The following is a 17,542-nucleotide window of genomic DNA, read 5'->3' as shown; positions in this document are numbered from 1 at the left end:
TGCTATCAGTTGCTGCAAAAGTTTTGCATGGCTGTCTTTTTTCACTGGATACCCGATATTCGATGCGCAGTCCCAATTGGTTGTTCCTCGTCTTGCTCTTGCTGCTGGCTGGCCTGCAGTACCGCCTTTGGGTGGGGAATGGCAGCTTGGCGCAGGTCACCGAACTGACCCAGCAAATTGCCGCACAGCACGCCGAAAACGAGGTGTTGCTGGAGCGCAATCGCGTGCTCGATGCCGAAGTACTTGAATTGAAAAAAGGCATGGAGACCGTTGAAGAGCGGGCTCGCCATGAGTTGGGCATGGTCAAGGAGGGCGAAACCCTCTACCAGTTGGCCCAATGAGCATTTCGTCACCGGCCTTCTGGGCTGTGATTCCTGCCGCGGGCGTGGGTGCCCGTATGGCCGCGGACCGTCCCAAGCAGTACTTGCAATTGGGTGGGCGCACTATTCTCGAACACAGCCTTGGCTGTTTCCTCGATCATCCGGGCCTCAAGGGGCTGGTGGTCAGCGTTGCGATGGATGATCCTTACTGGCCGACCCTGGCTTGCGCCACCGACCCACGCATTGTGCGCGTTGACGGCGGCGAAGAGCGCTCGGGTTCGGTCCTCAATGCCTTGCTTTACCTGCACGGCCAGGGCGCGAGCGATGACGATTGGGTGCTGGTGCATGACGCCGCCCGGCCGAACCTCAGCCGCGATGACCTGGACAAGTTGCTCTTTGAACTGGCCGACGACAGCGTGGGTGGGCTGCTGGCCGTGCCGGCGCGGGACACCCTCAAGCGCGCCGACAAGCACGGGCGCGTGTTGGAAACGGTTGATCGCACGCCGATCTGGCAGGCCTACACCCCGCAGATGTTCCACCTTGGCGCGCTGCACCGGGCCTTGGCCGACAGCCTGGTCTCGGACGTGGTCATCACCGACGAAGCCTCGGCCATGGAATGGGCCGGGCATGCGCCTCGCCTGATCGAAGGCCGTTCCGACAACCTCAAGGTCACGCGCCCGGAAGACCTAGAATGGCTGCGCCAGCGTCGGACTTTCCAGTCTTCCTGACGCTCACACCGTCATCTGTTCAACCCCGGCCGGGGTCTTGAACTCATCCACCAGTGCCTGAATGCTGTCGAACGGTTTGCCGTCCACGGCCCAACCGGGCGCGCTGATGGCGTATCGGCCGCCCTGTTGATCGATCCTGAAATGGCGTACGTCGCCTCGCCGTGAACGGTAGTGAAGGTGTGCCGGTGTCGTGACGGTGGCCGGGGTCAGCATGAACTGGCCTGGCTTGGTCAGCAGCGTCTGTGGCGTCCTGGCCTGGGGCTGGGAGGGGGCGGGCGCCGGTTGCGCCGGGCGTTGCAAGCTGGCGCGGTCCACCCGCAGGACCAGGTTGGCCTTGACCGTTCCCTCACCCTTGCCGATGCCCAGGCTGGCGGTGCGTCCCGTGTCCACTTCGACGCCGAGGTGCCCGCCAGCCGCTGCATCCTCGATCCGCAGGCCGATGCTGCCGGTGAGTTCGGCGATCCCCGGAATCCCTTTGTAGGTATTGGTATGGCTGTCACCCACCAGTGCGACCCATTTTCCCGGGCGCGGCTTGGTGGTCTGGATCCATTGAATCACCTCGGTGGCGTAGTAGTTCATCATGCGCTGGCGCAAGTTGTCGGCGGTGTCGGGCAGGTCGCGCAGCATGTAGCTGACAGTGCAGTCGATCGGCTGGGTTTTGATCCCGGCGTCACGGGCTGCGGTGACGATGTTGACGAACGAGTAGTGCCGGTCGCGCAACGGCGGGTAGATGTTGTTGAGGAAGCCCTTGAGTTCCTCGGGCATCACCGCGCTTCGGGTACGGTAGAACGCCTTGAGCAAGGGCATGTGTACATCCGTCAGCAGATGCTCGAAATAGAGGCGTTTGACCCCCTCGCTGGCCAACAGCGGCATGTTGTTGATCAGGAACGCCTTGCTCGACAGGGCTCCATGGCTTTCGCCGATCACCAGGCCGTCGCTGGCGTGCAGCAGTTTTTGAATGATAGTCGGCTGCGATTCATTCAGGCTGAGCCTTGGAAGCACGGGCCGCATCGGTGAAAACGACAAGTTGGCAAAGAATATCGTGGCATCTTCAGACAGCTTGGTTCTTTTCTCGAAAAACAACTTGCGGGTGTCTTTCACCGGCTGGGCACCGCTGCCCACGGGTTCAAGGTTTTCCGAAAACGAACTGGTGTCGGTGAGCATCTCCGAAACGGTCTCGCGTGCGGGGGGTGGCATCTCGTAGGCACTGTAGAACGTCGAGTGTTGCGGGCCGCCGAACAGCGTGTAGACCCTTTGCCAGGCATTGCGAAATGCGCCTCCGCCGGCCAGCCCGGCCGTGCGCCATTTCAGGTCGGCGCTCTGGATGGCATACAGGCCGGTGGATTGCAGCGTGTTTGGCGCGTTGGGAGCCATTACGAACAGTTCGAAGAAGCCTGATTCATTGGGGGTCTTGTAGGTCAGGTACAGGTCGCCGTGAATCCGGATGGTCTGCAGGCCGCCGGGAGTCATCCGTGGGCTCAGGGTGCGCGTCTCGGTGTTGGCCGCCATGGAGGTTTCGTTGATGGCGCTGACGCTGATCCGGCCCGCATCCTGGCGTACTGCCGGGCCCAGGGTGGGGCGCAGGCTTTCGAGGCCCTTGAGCCCCTTGGACACGCCATGGGCGACCACCGGCAGCGCGTTAAGGGCGCCGAATACAATGCGCTCCTTCGCGTGGGGTTTGCCGCGCAGCAGGTCGTCGGCACCCACCACCATTTCAGTCGCGCCGGAGGTCAGGAAGCAAAATTCCGCCAGTAGCGCGTTGCCCATGGCCAGTGCCACGGGAATCGCCAGGATGCAGGCTTTTTCCAGGGCATCCAGGGTGTCGGCCTTGAGCGTATCCAGGGGCGAAATAAAGCTTCGCGCCGCTACTTTTGCAAGGCGTACCCTGATCTGCCGGGCGATGAACTCAAACGGGTTACTGCCCAGTGCCGGATACATCGGGTTATTGATGTACTGCTCGGGATCCCAGTAGTTATCGGCCCGCAGGCTGTTGAACAAACCCGGGGAGGTTGCCGGCTTCGGAAACACCGCCATCCCCACCAGTGCCTCCTCCACGCCGCTGTAGATCAGGCCGGAGTCGATGGCGTCCTCGTCGAAGTGTTGGGTCAGCGCCTTGCGTTGAGTGGCGTCCCTTGCCGTTTCCACCAGCCAACTGCGCATGTCTGCCGGGTTATTGAACCCATGGAAGGGCGAGGAGTTGCCCGGGATATAGAGCAGGGTCACCTGGCTTTGGTTATCGGTGATGGTCAGGATGTCGGTGGATTCGCTGTTGTGAACGCGCAATAGCCGCAGGGACAGGTTTGGGTCGAGGCGATAGGGCTCCTGGAAATCCTCCAGGGTGAGGTTGTCGTGGTTCTTGTCGATGCCGATTCCCGCCGCCCGTGCCGCCAGCTGTCTCTCTGCCACGGTCAGGGTGAACTCATGGAACTGTTCCAGATAGGCTTTGGTGAACGCGATGCGCATCAGGGTGTTGTAGTTTTCCCGGTGGCTGTTCCAGAACTTGCCGATCGCCTCGTCGTAGGTTTGTTCGAAATGGCTTGAGTTAACGATGTGCCTGAAGGTTTTTGGTGAAATCTGCAGCTGCGTGCTCGGGTCGTAAACCTGGGGCTGGCTTTGCAGATACAGCGCCTCATAACGCCTTGGCGGGATCCAGCCCGAGACGATGAACTCTTCGTTGAACATTGCCGGAATCCGGTTATCCATCAAGCGCGGCAGCTCGCTGACAATATTGAAATAAGGTGCAGTGGTGGAAAACCCGGTGGTATTGAGCATGCCGCCCGGGGGCTGGGGCGCATTGCAGATCATGGCCTCGGTCAGCGACATCGACTGGATCACCACGGCGGTGAAGGCCGCATTGGGATTGTCGGTGTTGTATTCGAGGGTGGCGAGGAGGGTGGTATCCGGGTCGAACTCGACCTGGCTGAGGGGCTGTACCCGCTCGCGGATCAACTGGGCGGCGATTTGCGAAGGTACGGGGAAATCCGCCAGGACCTTGCGAACGAAATGACTGATGCGCTGGAGTTGCGGGCCGTTGGTTATCATGGGGGTGCCTGGTTACGCAGTAAAAAAGGCTATTTACCGGCACTCAGGCGCTGCATGGGCGGTAGCTGTCTATCGCAGGTAGACGGGGTGGTTGCCCAGGCCCTCCTTGAGAAAGTCCACCAGTTTTCGCACTTTGGGCGAAAGGTGGCGTTGTTGTGGGTACAGCGCCCAAACCGCGGTGTTGGGCGGTTGATGGGCTTCGAGTAACGACACCAGTGCGCCGCTGTGCAAATGCTCCAGCACGTAATAGTCCGGCAACTGGCAAAGACCGACACCTTGCAGGGCCGCATCCAGCACCGCTTGCCCGCTGTTGCAGCGCCAGTTTCCCTGTACCCGCTGGGAAAATTCGCGCCCGTCCTGGGCCAGTTGCCAAATATCCGAGCTGCCGATCAGGCAGTTATGCCGGCTTAACTCCGACAAGCTATGTGGCCGCCCGTACCTGGCCAGGTAGGACGGTGACGCGCACAGGTACATACGCCGCGGCGCGAGGCGGCTGGCAACCATGCGCGAATCCGCCAGGCGCCCGAGGCGAATCGCCAGGTCCAGGCCTTCGTGCACCAGGTCCAGCTGGCGGTTGGTCAATTCCACGTCCACGCGCAATTGCGGATAAAGCGCCATGAACCGCGTCACCAGCGGCACGATAAAACGCTCGCCGTAAGCCACTGCGCAGGTCATGCGCAACATTCCCTTGGGCTCGCTGGCCAGGTCGCCCACGGCGCGCAAGGCTTCTTCGCGACCGTCCTGCAATCGCTGGCAATGTTGCAGGAAGGTCTGGCCGGCTTCGGTCAGTGTCACCTTGCGCGTGCTGCGATACAGCAAGCGTGTTTGCAGGCGCTCTTCCAGTCGCGCGACCTGGCGGCTGATATGGGACGACGACACGCCCAGGCGCTCGGCGGCCGCGGTGAATTGGCTGCATTCGGCCACGGCGACGAACTCGTCGATGCCCTCCCAGCGGTTTTCCAGCATGCTGATTGTCCCTGTACGGCAATAATGTTTTGCTTTTGTCTGGATTATTAATCAGATGAGCATGTTTTACACTGCCGGCCTTACGTTTTTAACCCGATGGAGAAACCGGATGATCAAGTCCCGCGCGGCCGTAGCCTTCGAAGCCAAGAAACCCCTCGAGATCGTTGAAGTGGATGTGGCCATGCCCAAGGCGGGCGAGGTGCTGTTGCGGGTGGTGGCGTCCGGTGTGTGCCATACCGATGCCTACACCCTGTCGGGCGCGGACCCGGAAGGCATTTTCCCGTCGATCCTCGGCCACGAAGGCGGCGCCGTGGTTGAAGCCATCGGCGAAGGCGTGACCTCGGTGGCGGTGGGCGACCACGTGATCCCGCTGTACACCCCGGAATGCGGCAAGTGCAAATTCTGCCTGTCGGGCAAGACCAACCTCTGCCAGGCGATTCGCGCCACCCAGGGCAAAGGCCTGATGCCAGATGGCACCTCGCGCTTTTCCTACAAGGGCCAGCCGATTTTCCACTACATGGGCACTTCGACGTTCTCCGAATACACCGTGCTGCCGGAAATCTCCGTAGCGAAGATTCCCAAAGAAGCGCCGCTGGAAAAAGTCTGCCTGCTGGGCTGTGGCGTCACCACCGGTATCGGTGCAGTGATCAACACCGCCAAGGTCAAGCCAGGCGACACCGTGGCCATCTTCGGCCTGGGCGGCATCGGCCTGTCGGCGGTGATCGGCGCGGTGAAAGCCAAGGCCGGCCGCATCATTGCCATCGACATCAACCCGGCCAAGTTTGAAATCGCCAGGCAGCTGGGTGCCACCGACTGCATCAACCCGAAAGACTACGACCGCCCGATCCAGGACGTGATCGTCGATTTGACCGACGGCGGCGTCGACTTTTCCTTCGAGTGCATCGGCAATGTCCAACTGATGCGTGCGGCCCTTGAGTGCTGCCACAAAGGTTGGGGCGAGTCGGTGATCATCGGTGTGGCCGGTGCCGGCCAGGAAATCGCGACCCGTCCGTTCCAACTGGTCACCGGCCGCGTCTGGCGCGGTTCGGCGTTCGGCGGCGTGCGCGGTCGCAGCGAGTTGCCAAGCTATGTGGAAATGGCCCAGGCCGGTGAAATCCCGCTGGATACGTTCATCACCCACACCATGGGCCTGGAAGATATCAACAAGGCGTTTGACCTGATGCATGAAGGCAAGAGCATCCGCACCGTCATTCACTTCTGAGGTCGGCCATGAGTCTGGAAAACCTGTCGTGCCAGAAAAGCTTCGGCGGCTGGCATAAACGCTACAAGCATCATTCCGACGTGCTGGGTTGCGACATGACCTTCGCCGTGTACCTGCCACCGCAAGCGGAGCAGGGCGGCAAATTGCCGGTGCTGTACTGGCTATCGGGCCTGACCTGCACCGATGAGAACTTCATGCAGAAGGCCGGCGCGCAACGCATGGCAGCCGAGCTGGGGTTGATCATTGTTGCGCCGGACACCAGCCCGCGCGGCCCCGGTGTGCCGGGTGATCCGGACAACGCCTGGGACTTTGGCCTGGGCGCCGGTTTCTACCTGAACGCCACCCAGGAGCCCTGGGCCCAGCACTATAGGATGCATGACTACGTGGTGCAGGAGTTGCCGGCATTGGTCGAGGCGCATTTCCCGGCGTCGGCCAAACGCGGGATCAGCGGCCACTCCATGGGCGGCCATGGTGCGCTGGTGTGTGCCTTGCGCAACCCGGGGCGTTATCAGTCGGTGTCGGCGTTCTCGCCGATCAACAACCCGATGGATTGCCCGTGGGGCCAGAAGGCATTCTCCCGCTACCTGGGCGAAGAGCGCTCGAAATGGCGCGAATGGGATGCCTGCGTGTTGATCAGCGAAGCCTCGGAAAAGCTGCCATTGCTGGTGGACCAGGGCGACCGCGACGATTTCCTCGCGGTGCAGCTCAAGCCTGAAGCGTTGCAACAGGCGGCCAGGGCGGCGAACCATCCGCTGGAGCTGCGTCTGCAACCGGGCTATGACCACAGCTACTTCTTTATCGCCAGCTTCATCGAAGACCATTTACGCCATCACGCGCGCGCTTTGCTCGGTTAATGTGAGGCAAAAGTAGGTAGAATCACGCCCTGAATTAAATCGGGGCGTTTTTTTATGCGTATTGGCCACGGCTATGATGTGCACCGTTTCGCCGAAGGCGATTTCATCACCCTGGGCGGCGTGCGGATCGCGCACCACCACGGGTTGCTGGCTCATTCCGACGGCGACGTGGTGCTGCATGCCTTGAGCGATGCCTTGCTCGGCGCAGCCGCGTTGGGCGACATCGGCAAGCACTTTCCGGATACCGACCCGACCTTCAAGGGCGCGGACAGTCGTGTGCTGTTGCGTCACGTGGTCGGCTTGATCCATGCCAAGGGCTGGAAGGTCGGCAACGTCGACAACACCATCGTCGCCCAGGCGCCCAAGATGGCACCGCATATCGAAACGATGCGCGCGCTGATTGCCGCGGATCTTCAAGTTGAGTTGGATCAAGTGAACGTAAAAGCCACCACCACCGAAAAGCTCGGGTTTACCGGTCGCGAAGAGGGCATTGCCGTGCACTCCGTTGCCTTGTTGCTGCGCGCATGAATGATCTGCAACTGCTGGGCCCGCGTGCCTATGGCGAGGCCTTGGGCAGCGCTGTTCTGAAGGCCACCGCTGAAGACTTCCAGGTGGATGAAGTGCTGGATATCCCGCTGACCGGCGAGGGTGAACACCTGTGGTTGTGGGTGGAAAAGCGCGGCCTGAATACCGAAGAGGCGGCGCGGCGGATTGCCAAGGCGGCGGGCGTGCCGTTGCGTACCGTCAGCTACGCCGGGCTCAAGGACCGCCAGGCGCTGACACGCCAGTGGTTCAGCGTGCAGTTGCCGGGCAAGGCGGACCCGGACCTGAGCGCGGCTGAAAACGACACCCTGAAGATCCTCAAGACCGGCCGTCACAAGCGCAAGCTGCAGCGCGGCGCGCATTCGGCCAACGGCTTTACCTTGCGCCTGACCCAGTTTGCCGGGGATGCGGCGGCCATCGACGCCCGCCTGCAACTGATCGCCCGGCAAGGCATTCCCAACTATTTCGGCGCCCAGCGTTTCGGCCATAACGGCGGCAACGTCGTCGATGCCCGTGACTGGGCGGCGCGCAAGGCCTTGCCGGAGCAGCGCAATGTGCGTTCGCGCCTGCTCTCGACGGCCCGCAGCTTCCTGTTCAATAAAGTGCTGGCGGCGCGGGTGGCCGACGGTTCCTGGCAGCGCGCCCAGGTCGGTGACTTGCTGGCGTTTACCGACAGCCGCAGCTTTTTCCCGGCGGGGGAGGCTGAATGCAGCGACCCGCGCCTGGCAATCCTCGACCTGCATCCCACCGGCCCGCAGTGGGGCGAAGGTGATTCGCCGGCGGCGGGAGCAACCTTCGCGCTGGAACAGGCGATTGCCGACGGTGAAGCCGAACTGCGGGATTGGCTGGTGAATGCCGGCATGAGCCAGGAACGTCGCATTCTTCGACTGCCCATTGGCGGGTTGACGTGGCATTATCCCGAACCTGACATTCTGCAATTGGAATTCGTCCTGCCGGCTGGATGCTTCGCCACTGTCTTGGTGCGCGAGCTTGTAGATCTGGTGCCGGTGGGGCAGACGGACAGCCCATGCGTATTCTGATATCTAACGACGACGGGGTCACTGCACCCGGCCTTGCCGCGCTTCATGCTGCGCTGGCGGATTACGCCGAGTGCGTGGTGGTTGCCCCGGACCAGGACAAAAGCGGCGCCAGCAGCTCGCTGACGCTCGACCGTCCGTTGCATACACAGACGTTGCCCAACGGCTTTATCAGCGTGAATGGCACGCCGACCGACTGCGTGCACCTGGCGATCAACAGCCTGCTGGACCGCGAGCCGGACCTGGTGGTTTCCGGGATCAACCTGGGCGCCAACCTGGGTGACGACGTGCTGTATTCCGGTACGGTGGCGGCAGCCCTTGAAGGGCGCTTCCTCGGTCGGACCTCGTTCGCTTTTTCGTTTGCGTCCCGTCAACTGGACAACCTGGCGACTGCGGCGTATTTCGCCCGCAAGCTGGTGGAGGCCCATGACACCCTGGTCCTGCCGCCGCGCACGGTGCTCAACGTCAATATTCCCAATCTGCCCCTGGACCACATTCGCGGTATCCAGCTGACCCGCCTCGGCCACCGCGCCCGTGCGGCAGCGCCGCTGAAGGTGGTCGACCCGCGTGGCAGGGAAGGGTACTGGATTGCCGCTGCCGGCGATGCCGAGGACGGTGGCGAGGGCACGGACTTTCATGCGGTGATGCAAGGTTATGTCTCGATTACCCCGTTGCAACTCGATCGCACCTTCAGTGATGCCTTCAGTAGCCTCGATGGCTGGCTGGAGGGGCTGCGCTGATGGCTCGTGAACAAGACGACCTGCTGCGCCGGGGCATCGGGATGACCTCCCAGCGCACCCGCGAGCGATTGATCCAGCGCCTGTATGAAGAAGGGCTGTCCAATGCCCAGGTGCTGGAAGTCATCCGGCGTACCCCGCGGCATCTGTTTGTCGATGAAGCCCTGGCGCACCGCGCCTATGAAGACACAGCCTTGCCCATCGGCCACAACCAGACCATCTCCCAGCCCTATATGGTGGCGCGGATGAGTGAGTTGCTGCTGGCGGCGGGCCCGCTGGACAAGGTGCTGGAAATCGGCACCGGCTCCGGCTACCAGACGGCCGTGTTGTCGCAGCTGGTGGAGCGGGTGTTTTCCGTGGAGCGCATCAAGGTGTTGCAAGACCGGGCCAAGGAACGCCTGGTGGAGTTGAACCTGCGCAACGTGGTGTTCCGTTGGGGTGATGGCTGGGAAGGCTGGCCGGCACTGGCGCCATACAACGGCATTATCGTCACCGCGGTGGCGACCGACGTGCCCCAGGCCTTGCTCGATCAACTGGCTCCCGGCGGGCGGCTGGTGATTCCGGTGGGCTCCGGCGAAGTGCAACAATTAATGTTGATCATTCGCGAGGAAGAGGGCTTTTCCCGGCATGTGCTCGGCGCCGTGCGTTTTGTCCCGCTGCTCAACGGTCCGCTGGCCTGATCAATTATTTCTGCGTACTGAATTCTATTGCCGGGTATGTGTCTTACAGCGGGGTCTGTTGAGTCCACACCATCAGCCGTCGGAGTTAAACATGATGAAATTTTCTTTAGAGTCGTGTTTCCAGTAAAAACCCAACGGCCAGTTATACTTGCGTCATATTTCAAGCCTGATACAGGCGTTCATAGTCAGCCACCACAAAGGGAGCGGCGGGTGAGTCTCACGGTCATTGCACAGCGTATGAGTCAAACAAGCTTTCAGCGACTGGTGATTGGCCTTGTCTTGAGTTCCTTGCTGGCGGCTTGTTCAAGCACGCCATCCGGTGGTGCGCGGGTGGTCGACCGCAATAACGCGGTACCGCAGAAACCTACCGTTACCACAGGCCAATACGTCGTGCGCAAGGGCGATACGATGTTCTCGATCGCCTTTCGTTATGGCTGGGATTACAAGGCGCTCGCCGCCCGTAACAACATCCCTGTGCCATACACGATACATCCAGGTCAGACCATTCGTTTCGATGGACGAACCGGTTCAACACCGACCGCGGTAGTCACAAACACGGCTTCTTCGCCGTCGTCTTCGAGCAAGACCACCATCATCACCCGGCCTGCAGGCACCGCCGCGCCTAGCGTTGCGAGCAAGCCGGCACCTGCGCCGATGCCGCCGGCGGGGCCCGCACCGACCGGCTGGGGATGGCCCTCAAATGGCATCCTTATTGGAAAATTCTCTTCAAACGGTAGTTTGAATAAAGGCATTGATATCGCCGGGGATTTGGGACAGCCTGTTTTAGCTGCGTCTGATGGGACAGTGGTGTACGCCGGGAGTGGTTTACGGGGCTACGGCGAGCTGGTCATCATCAAACACAGCGATACCTACGTCAGTGCCTACGGTCACAACCGCAGGCTGTTGGTTCGGGAGGGGCAGCAGGTCAAAGTCGGACAGACAATTGCCGAAATGGGGTCAACTGGTACAGACCGGGTGAAACTGCACTTTGAGATTCGCCGCCAAGGGAAGCCTGTTGATCCGCTGCAATTCCTTCCCCGTCGTTGATGTGTTGCACAGCCTGTTCCTTACGTAGTAGGAACAGGCTCCAGCGTTGCCAAGGATAAAGGCGTCGCTTGAGCTTGAGGTCGAACTCACCAAAGGACTATAACAATGGCTCTCAGTAAAGAAGCGCCGGAGTTTGACATCGACGATGAGGTTCTCCTTATGGAGACTGTCATCGATACGGAATCGATGTCGAATGAGGGACCTGCTGTACCTTCAGTTCGCACCAAATCCAAGAACTCCACCGCGTTAAAGCAACACAAGTACATTGATTACACACGGGCGCTCGACGCGACTCAGTTGTACCTCAATGAAATCGGCTTTTCCCCTCTGCTCACTCCCGAAGAAGAAGTCCATTTTGCGCGCTTGTCGCAAAAGGGCGATCCGGCTGGGCGCAAGCGCATGATTGAGAGCAACCTGCGACTGGTGGTGAAAATCGCCCGACGCTACGTCAATCGTGGGCTGTCCCTGTTGGACTTGATCGAGGAAGGCAATCTCGGCCTGATCCGGGCGGTGGAAAAGTTCGACCCTGAGCGGGGCTTCCGCTTTTCGACCTACGCCACCTGGTGGATTCGTCAGACCATCGAACGGGCGATCATGAATCAGACCCGTACGATCCGGTTGCCGATCCATGTGGTCAAGGAGCTCAACGTCTACCTGCGGGCGGCGCGTGAGCTGACACAGAAACTCGATCATGAACCTTCGCCTGAAGAAATCGCCAACCTGCTGGAAAAACCGGTGGGAGAGGTCAAGCGCATGCTCGGTCTCAATGAGCGGGTGTCTTCCGTCGATGTCTCGCTGGGTCCGGATTCGGATAAAACCCTGCTGGACACCCTGACCGATGATCGTCCTACGGACCCATGTGAGTTGCTGCAGGACGACGATCTGTCGCAAAGCATCGACCAGTGGCTTTCGGAGCTGACGGACAAACAGCGTGAGGTGGTGATTCGCCGCTTCGGGCTGCGCGGCCACGAAAGCAGCACCCTGGAAGATGTTGGCCTGGAGATTGGCTTGACCCGTGAGCGGGTGCGGCAGATCCAGGTCGAGGGCCTCAAGCGCTTGCGCGAGATCCTCGAGAAGAATGGCTTGTCGAGTGAGTCGTTGTTTCAATAAACGACGCAGGATGAAATGTGGGAGCGGGCTTGCTCGCGAATACGGTGTTTCAGTCAGCCTATCTGGCGACTGATTCACCGCTTTCGCGAGCAAGCCCGCTCCCACATTTTTTTGTGCATGGAATTACATCGTGTGATTGGCAAATCCCGAGCACAAAAAAAGCCCCTCTTTGCTCGTTCCCACGCTCTGCGTGGGAATGCAGCCCAGGACGCTCCGCGTCTCAAAGCGTGATGCAGAGCGTCACAAGAGGCATTCCCACGCAGAGCGTAGGAACGAGCGGGCACAAAAAAGCCCCGCTTTTGAGGGCGGGGCTTTTCGACTAAATCAGTACAAGTTAGATAACTTGAACTTCTTCAGCTTGCATGCCTTTCTGACCGCGGGTAGCGATGAAAGAAACCTGTTGGCCTTCTTTCAGGCTTTTGAAGCCGTCGGATTGGATAGCTTTGAAGTGAACGAACAGGTCGTCACCGGATTGTGGAGTGATGAAGCCGAAGCCTTTTTCATCGTTGAACCACTTAACGGTACCAGTTTGGCGATTAGACATGGTGTATCTCCTTGGACAAAGTTAACTGCGACTCAGGAAAAGCCCTGGCCGAGACTGAGTGCAAAGAGCAGGAAAAATTCTTGGAGATGGTTGGATCGAAATTCAACATATCGTGTAGAGATTCTCAGTGACACAAGCAGCACAGTGGCGCCACCTTAACCCTTTTTCCGGAACGTGCCAATGGTATTTCCGAAGGTTTCTCTATTTTCGTGACTGGCGGCACCCTGATACCGCACCAACACCCCACAATTGAAGGTGCGCCCCGCCCAGCAGGGGCTGCGCGGCGCCAAGAAAAACAGCCGCCCCTTTGAACCACGGGGCCAGCCCCGGTAAGATGCCCAACAGAATTTTTTCACCTCGCTATTCAGGACACCCGCCATGAGCATCAAATCGGACAAGTGGATTCGCCGCATGGCGCAAGAGCACGGCATGATCGAGCCCTTCGTGGAGCGCCAGATGCGTGGCGAAGGCGCTGAGCGGCTGATCTCGTTCGGGGTTTCCAGCTACGGCTACGACGTACGCTGCGCCGATGAGTTCAAGGTGTTCACCAACATCAACTCGGCAACCGTCGATCCGAAAAACTTCGACGAAAAAAGCTTCGTCGACGTCAAGAGCGACGTCTGCATCATCCCGCCAAACTCCTTTGCCCTGGCGCGCACCGTCGAATTCTTCCGTATCCCGCGTAATGTCCTGACTATCTGCCTGGGCAAAAGCACCTACGCGCGCTGCGGCATCATCGTCAACGTGACGCCGCTGGAGCCGGAATGGGAAGGGCACGTCACCCTGGAGTTCTCCAACACCACCACCTTGCCGGCAAAAATCTACGCCAACGAAGGCGTGGCGCAGATGCTGTTCTTCGAATCCGACGAAGAGTGCGAAGTGTCCTATAAGGACCGTGGCGGCAAGTATCAGGGCCAGCGCGGCGTCACTCTCCCACGCACTTGATCGAATCGTCTTACAGGCTAAGGGAATTTGTCAGCGGGCATGCACTCTATTGGGTGTACTGCCCCGACGCGTGCACAACGCGCCGGGCCACGCTTGAGGAGTCCCCTATGAAGCTCGATCCGCGAATCAGCGCCGAACTCGCCCGGCTTGAACCCAACCAGATTGGTGTGATGGCCTGGTCCTTGATGGCCGATCCCGCCGCAGGCGGCATTCCCGGCCAGCCAGGTCCCGATGATCCCTGGCCCAACCAGCCTGAAGAGCCTGGCGAACCCACTCTCCCTGACGAACCGCCTCCCGCCCCTGTGGCCTGATTTCCTGCACGTGTCGCCAATGGTCAGTTGCTCAACGCACTGGCCATACTTCCTGGTCTCCGATCACGAAGATCCGGCTGCCTTCTTCCTGCGTCACTGAATAACCCCCGGTAAAAGCGCCGAACGCCGGTAGCAGGCTGACTTGGTTGCCGATCAGGAAGCACGGCAGGCGCAAGCTTTGCCGGCCCTTGCCCCGCAGGCGATACACCGGATGCACGTGCCCGGCCAGCACATGGTGGCTGGCATGGGCGTCGGGCTCGTGCTGCAAGGCAAACGGGCCCATCAGCAAGGGTTCGGTCACCACCTCAATATTCAGATCGCCAGGCGGGTCGCCAGCGCGTTTGTCGTGGTTGCCGCGAATCAGCGTGAGCGCCACGCCTGCATGACGCTCACGCCAGGCTCTCAGGGCGTTCAGGGTGCCGCTGGCGTGAGAGCCGGGCCCGTGGAGAAAGTCGCCGAGAAAGATCACCTGCGCGCCGGGGAAAGCCGCCAACAACCGGTCCAGGCGCTGCAGGTTGGCCGTCGTCGTGCCCTGTGGCACTGGCTGGCCCAGGCTGCGATAGGCCGACGCCTTGCCAAAATGCGCGTCGGCGATCAGCAGGCACTTTCTCGCAGGCCAGTACACTGCCTTGTCCGCCAGCAACCACAGCGCTTCTTCCGCCAGATGTATCGGGTAATGAGCGGGCATCAGGGCTTCCCGTTATCGGCGACTTTTTCCAGATCCTTGACCATCCGCGCAATCCGCTCCGAGAGTTTTTCCGAGCTCAGGCTTTCCCGAAAACGTTCCACCAGCAGCGGAAAGGCCAACGGCGTAGGCCGTTTGATGCGATGCAGGTCCAGCTTCAACCCAGACAGGTGGCGCAAGGTCTCTTCCAGGCGACGAATATCCAGCTCATCCCGCAGGACTTCTTCCCCGGCCTGGGTCAGCAGCAGGTTCTGCGGGTCATATTGCTTGAATACCTCAAAGAACAAACCGCTGGAAGCCTGGACCTGACGCGTACTTTTCGGCGCGCCCGGATAGCCTGCGAACACCAGCCCGGCGATCCGCGCGATCTCGCGAAAACGTCGCAGGGCCAGCTCACCGGCATTCAGGCTGGCTACCACGTCATCCAGCAGATGATCCGCGCTCAGCAGTTCGCCGCCCAATAACTCAGGCCAATCCACTTCGGTGGCACTCAGCAGTTCCAGCCCATAGTCATTGACCGCAATCGAGAACGTCACCGCCTGCCGCCGGCTGACGCGCCAGGCCAGCAGGCTCGCCAGCCCCAGATGCACCTGGCGCCCGGCAAACGGATACAGGAACAGATGCCAGCCCTCCCGGGACTTGAGGGCCTCGGCCAGCAAGTGATCGCGGGTCGGCAGTCCGGACCAGCGCAGCTGGGTTTCCAGCAAGGGTTGCACCGCTTGCATCTCCGGGCCGAGATAGTGACCGTGGGCAGCTGCATCAAAGCGCTCGACCACCGCCTGGGCCAGCTCGTTGGAAAGAGGCATGCGCCCGCCGTTCCAGCGTGGCACGGCAGCCTTTTTCGCGGTGCTGCGCTTCACATAAGCAGTCATGTTTTCCACCCGTACCAACTCCAGCAAGCGGCCGGCGAACAGGAAACCATCCCCTGGCTTCAGTCGTGCAATAAAGCCTTCCTCGACACTGCCCAGGGTCTTGCCACCGCCGCCTTTGCTCCAGAATTTCAGCTGGATGCTGGCGTCGCTGACGATCGTACCCACGCTCATGCGATGGCGCCGCGCCAGGCGTGCGTCGGGGACGCGCCAGATGCCGTGTTCGTCCGGCTCGACCCGGCGGTAATCCGGGTAGGCCGTCAGCGACAGGCCACCATGGCGCACGAAGCCCAGGGCCCAGGCCCAGTCTGCTGCGCTCAGGTCACGATAGGCCCACGCGGTGCGCACCTCCGCCAGCAGCTCATCCGGCACAAAGCCGCCGCCCAGCGCCATGCTCACCAGATGCTGCACCAGCACATCCAGCGGCTTGTGAGGCGACTGGCGCGCTTCTATGCGCCGTTCAGCGATGGCGTCCTGCGCGGCAGCGGCTTCCACCATTTCCAGGCTGTGGGTTGGCACCAGCGTGACCCGCGAAGGCCGGCCCGGTGCGTGGCCGGAGCGCCCTGCGCGCTGCATCAGCCGGGCTACGCCCTTGGCGGAGCCAATCTGCAGTACCCGTTCCACCGGCAGGAAATCTACCCCCAGGTCCAGGCTCGACGTGCACACCACGGCCTTCAGTTGCCCCTCCTTCAGGGCTCGCTCCACCCAGTCCCGGGTTTCCCGGGACAGCGAGCCGTGGTGCAGGGCAATCACTCCGGCCCAGTCGGGGCGCGCGTCGAGCAGGGCCTGGTACCAGATTTCCGATTGTGCCCGTGTGTTGGTGAACACCAGGCAACTGCTGCTGGCATCGACTTCGGCCACCACTTGCGGGAGCATTTTCAGGCCGATATGGCCGGCCCACGGAAAGCGCTCGATAACCGGTGGCAACAGGGTGTCCACTCGCAACTGTTTGGTGGTTTGGCCTTGGACGTTGATCCCGCCGCCTTGTGGGATCAACACCTCCAACGCGTGGGCCTGATTACCCAGGGTTGCAGAAATGCCCCACACAATCAGCTCGGGGTGCCATTGCCGCAGGCGGGCGAGGGCCAGTTGCAATTGCACGCCGCGTTTGTTGCCGATCAGTTCGTGCCATTCGTCCACTACCACCATGCGCAGGTGCGACAGGCTGGGCTGGCTGTCGGCGCGGGCGAGCATCAGCGTGAGGCTTTCCGGGGTGGTGATCAGGGTGGTGGGCAGACGGCGGGTTTGGCGGGCGCGTTCGCTGCTGCTGGTGTCGCCGGTGCGCAGGCCGACGGTCCAGGGGATTTTCAGTGATTCGAGCGGGGCCTCAAGGGCGCGGGCGGTGTCGGCGGCCAGGGCGCGCATTGGGGTGATCCACAGGACGGCCAGCGGTTCGGCGGGGGCTTTGCGTTTGCGGGGTGTGGTTTCGGTGATGGCGAAGCGGTTGAGGGCGGCGAACCACAGGGCGTAGGTTTTCCCGGCGCCGGTGCTGGCGTGGAGCAGTCCCGACTGGCCTTCCTTGACTGCGTGCCATACGTCTTTTTGGAAGGCGAACGGTTTCCAGCCCTTGGCGGTGAACCAGTCTTTGGCGAAGTTGGGGGATTTGGCCATGCTTGGGGCTCTGGGGGTGTAATTCAGAGACCTGTGGGGTGGGGGAAAGGTTTAACTGCGATTTTTTGGGGGGGGTGTATATCCGTTATTTAGGTAACGGCCGCCTATGGTTCCGCTCTTACAGCGGGTCACTTTTGGCAAACGCCCCAAAAGTAACCAAAAGGTCTTTGCCCCACCACTCGGTGCCTCGCCTAGGCTCGGCATGCCCGCACTCCGGCACGGCTCCGCGGGCCGCCGCGACGGGCCATCCATGGCCCGGCGCGGCTAAATCGGCATCCTTGCCGATTTACC

The 17,542-nt window shown here is 61.1% G+C and carries 17 protein-coding genes; 12 read left to right on the top strand and 5 right to left on the bottom strand.

The window, feature by feature from the left end; genetic code table 11:
* Nucleotides 1–62 precede the first annotated feature (62 nt).
* On the top strand, nucleotides 63–341 hold the full coding sequence (gene ftsB / locus HYE77_RS16580) for a cell division protein FtsB (RefSeq protein ID WP_003219292.1): 279 nt from the start codon (nucleotides 63–65) through the stop codon (nucleotides 339–341).
* On the top strand, nucleotides 338–1,048 hold the full coding sequence (gene ispD, locus HYE77_RS16575) for a 2-C-methyl-D-erythritol 4-phosphate cytidylyltransferase (protein WP_003219291.1): 711 nt from the start codon (nucleotides 338–340) through the stop codon (nucleotides 1,046–1,048). Before ftsB ends, ispD begins: the two co-directional genes overlap by 4 nt.
* 3 nt (nucleotides 1,049–1,051) lie before the next feature.
* On the opposite strand, the gene HYE77_RS16570 is transcribed toward ispD, so the two are convergent.
* Nucleotides 1,052–4,090, bottom strand: a complete 3,039-nt coding sequence (locus tag HYE77_RS16570) for a dermonecrotic toxin domain-containing protein (RefSeq protein WP_177069005.1) — start codon at nucleotides 4,088–4,090, stop codon at nucleotides 1,052–1,054.
* 69 nt (nucleotides 4,091–4,159) lie between these two features.
* Complete coding sequence (locus tag HYE77_RS16565; protein ID WP_003219287.1) at nucleotides 4,160–5,056, bottom strand: LysR substrate-binding domain-containing protein; 897 nt, start codon at nucleotides 5,054–5,056, stop codon at nucleotides 4,160–4,162.
* A gap of 109 nt (nucleotides 5,057–5,165) precedes the next feature.
* Between HYE77_RS16565 and HYE77_RS16560 the strand changes: the two genes are divergently transcribed.
* The 8 genes from HYE77_RS16560 (at nucleotide 5,166) to rpoS (ending at nucleotide 12,286) form a co-directional block, all read left to right on the top strand.
* Nucleotides 5,166–6,278, top strand: coding sequence for an S-(hydroxymethyl)glutathione dehydrogenase/class III alcohol dehydrogenase (locus HYE77_RS16560; protein ID WP_008432216.1), 1,113 nt, complete (start codon nucleotides 5,166–5,168; stop codon nucleotides 6,276–6,278).
* A gap of 8 nt (nucleotides 6,279–6,286) precedes the next feature.
* Nucleotides 6,287–7,132, top strand: a complete 846-nt coding sequence (gene fghA, locus HYE77_RS16555; RefSeq protein ID WP_003219284.1) for an S-formylglutathione hydrolase — start codon at nucleotides 6,287–6,289, stop codon at nucleotides 7,130–7,132.
* A 54-nt stretch (nucleotides 7,133–7,186) separates the two neighbouring features.
* Complete coding sequence (gene ispF, locus HYE77_RS16550; protein WP_003219282.1) at nucleotides 7,187–7,660, top strand: 2-C-methyl-D-erythritol 2,4-cyclodiphosphate synthase; 474 nt, start codon at nucleotides 7,187–7,189, stop codon at nucleotides 7,658–7,660.
* A complete protein-coding gene (gene truD / locus HYE77_RS16545; RefSeq protein ID WP_003219280.1) occupies nucleotides 7,657–8,715 on the top strand; it encodes a tRNA pseudouridine(13) synthase TruD in 1,059 nt (352 codons plus the stop codon). The genes ispF and truD overlap by 4 nt, the downstream gene beginning before the upstream one ends.
* Entirely contained in the window at nucleotides 8,703–9,452 is a 750-nt protein-coding gene (gene surE, locus HYE77_RS16540) for a 5'/3'-nucleotidase SurE (protein ID WP_003219278.1), read from the top strand. Before truD ends, surE begins: the two co-directional genes overlap by 13 nt.
* Nucleotides 9,453–9,493: 41 nt before the next feature.
* A complete protein-coding gene (locus HYE77_RS16535; RefSeq protein ID WP_010176736.1) occupies nucleotides 9,494–10,129 on the top strand; it encodes a protein-L-isoaspartate(D-aspartate) O-methyltransferase in 636 nt (211 codons plus the stop codon).
* A 210-nt stretch (nucleotides 10,130–10,339) separates the two neighbouring features.
* Nucleotides 10,340–11,176 carry a peptidoglycan DD-metalloendopeptidase family protein gene (locus tag HYE77_RS16530; RefSeq protein WP_032898924.1) on the top strand — a complete coding sequence of 279 codons (837 nt, stop codon included), beginning with the start codon at nucleotides 10,340–10,342 and terminating at the stop codon, nucleotides 11,174–11,176.
* 105 nt (nucleotides 11,177–11,281) lie between these two features.
* Nucleotides 11,282–12,286, top strand: coding sequence for an RNA polymerase sigma factor RpoS (gene rpoS, locus HYE77_RS16525; protein ID WP_003219274.1), 1,005 nt, complete (start codon nucleotides 11,282–11,284; stop codon nucleotides 12,284–12,286).
* Between the two features lie 334 nt (nucleotides 12,287–12,620).
* Here the strand turns inward: rpoS and HYE77_RS16520 are convergent, their stop codons facing one another.
* Nucleotides 12,621–12,830 carry a cold-shock protein gene (locus HYE77_RS16520; protein WP_002554837.1) on the bottom strand — a complete coding sequence of 70 codons (210 nt, stop codon included), beginning with the start codon at nucleotides 12,828–12,830 and terminating at the stop codon, nucleotides 12,621–12,623.
* A 378-nt stretch (nucleotides 12,831–13,208) separates the two neighbouring features.
* On the opposite strand from HYE77_RS16520, the gene dcd reads away from it, so the two are divergent.
* Together dcd and HYE77_RS16510 are read left to right on the top strand one after the other, a co-directional pair.
* A complete protein-coding gene (gene dcd, locus HYE77_RS16515) occupies nucleotides 13,209–13,775 on the top strand; it encodes a dCTP deaminase (protein WP_003219273.1) in 567 nt (188 codons plus the stop codon).
* Nucleotides 13,776–13,882: 107 nt separating this feature from the next.
* Entirely contained in the window at nucleotides 13,883–14,086 is a 204-nt protein-coding gene (locus HYE77_RS16510) for a hypothetical protein (RefSeq protein ID WP_003219272.1), read from the top strand.
* Nucleotides 14,087–14,117: 31 nt separating this feature from the next.
* Here the strand turns inward: HYE77_RS16510 and pdeM are convergent, their stop codons facing one another.
* Nucleotides 14,118–14,774, bottom strand: coding sequence for a ligase-associated DNA damage response endonuclease PdeM (gene pdeM, locus HYE77_RS16505; RefSeq protein WP_003219271.1), 657 nt, complete (start codon nucleotides 14,772–14,774; stop codon nucleotides 14,118–14,120).
* The gene (locus HYE77_RS16500; protein ID WP_177036970.1) at nucleotides 14,774–17,251 is read right to left on the bottom strand and encodes a ligase-associated DNA damage response DEXH box helicase; all 2,478 of its coding nucleotides are present in this window, start codon (nucleotides 17,249–17,251) and stop codon (nucleotides 14,774–14,776) included. The genes pdeM and HYE77_RS16500 overlap by 1 nt, the downstream gene beginning before the upstream one ends.
* Between the last annotated feature and the right edge of the window lie 291 nt (nucleotides 17,252–17,542).

Source organism: Pseudomonas sp. IPO3774, from assembly GCF_013386835.1.
GTDB lineage: Bacteria > Pseudomonadota > Gammaproteobacteria > Pseudomonadales > Pseudomonadaceae > Aquipseudomonas.
Note: the sequence above shows the minus strand (reverse complement) of the source record. Positions and strands in the feature narration are given on the sequence as shown.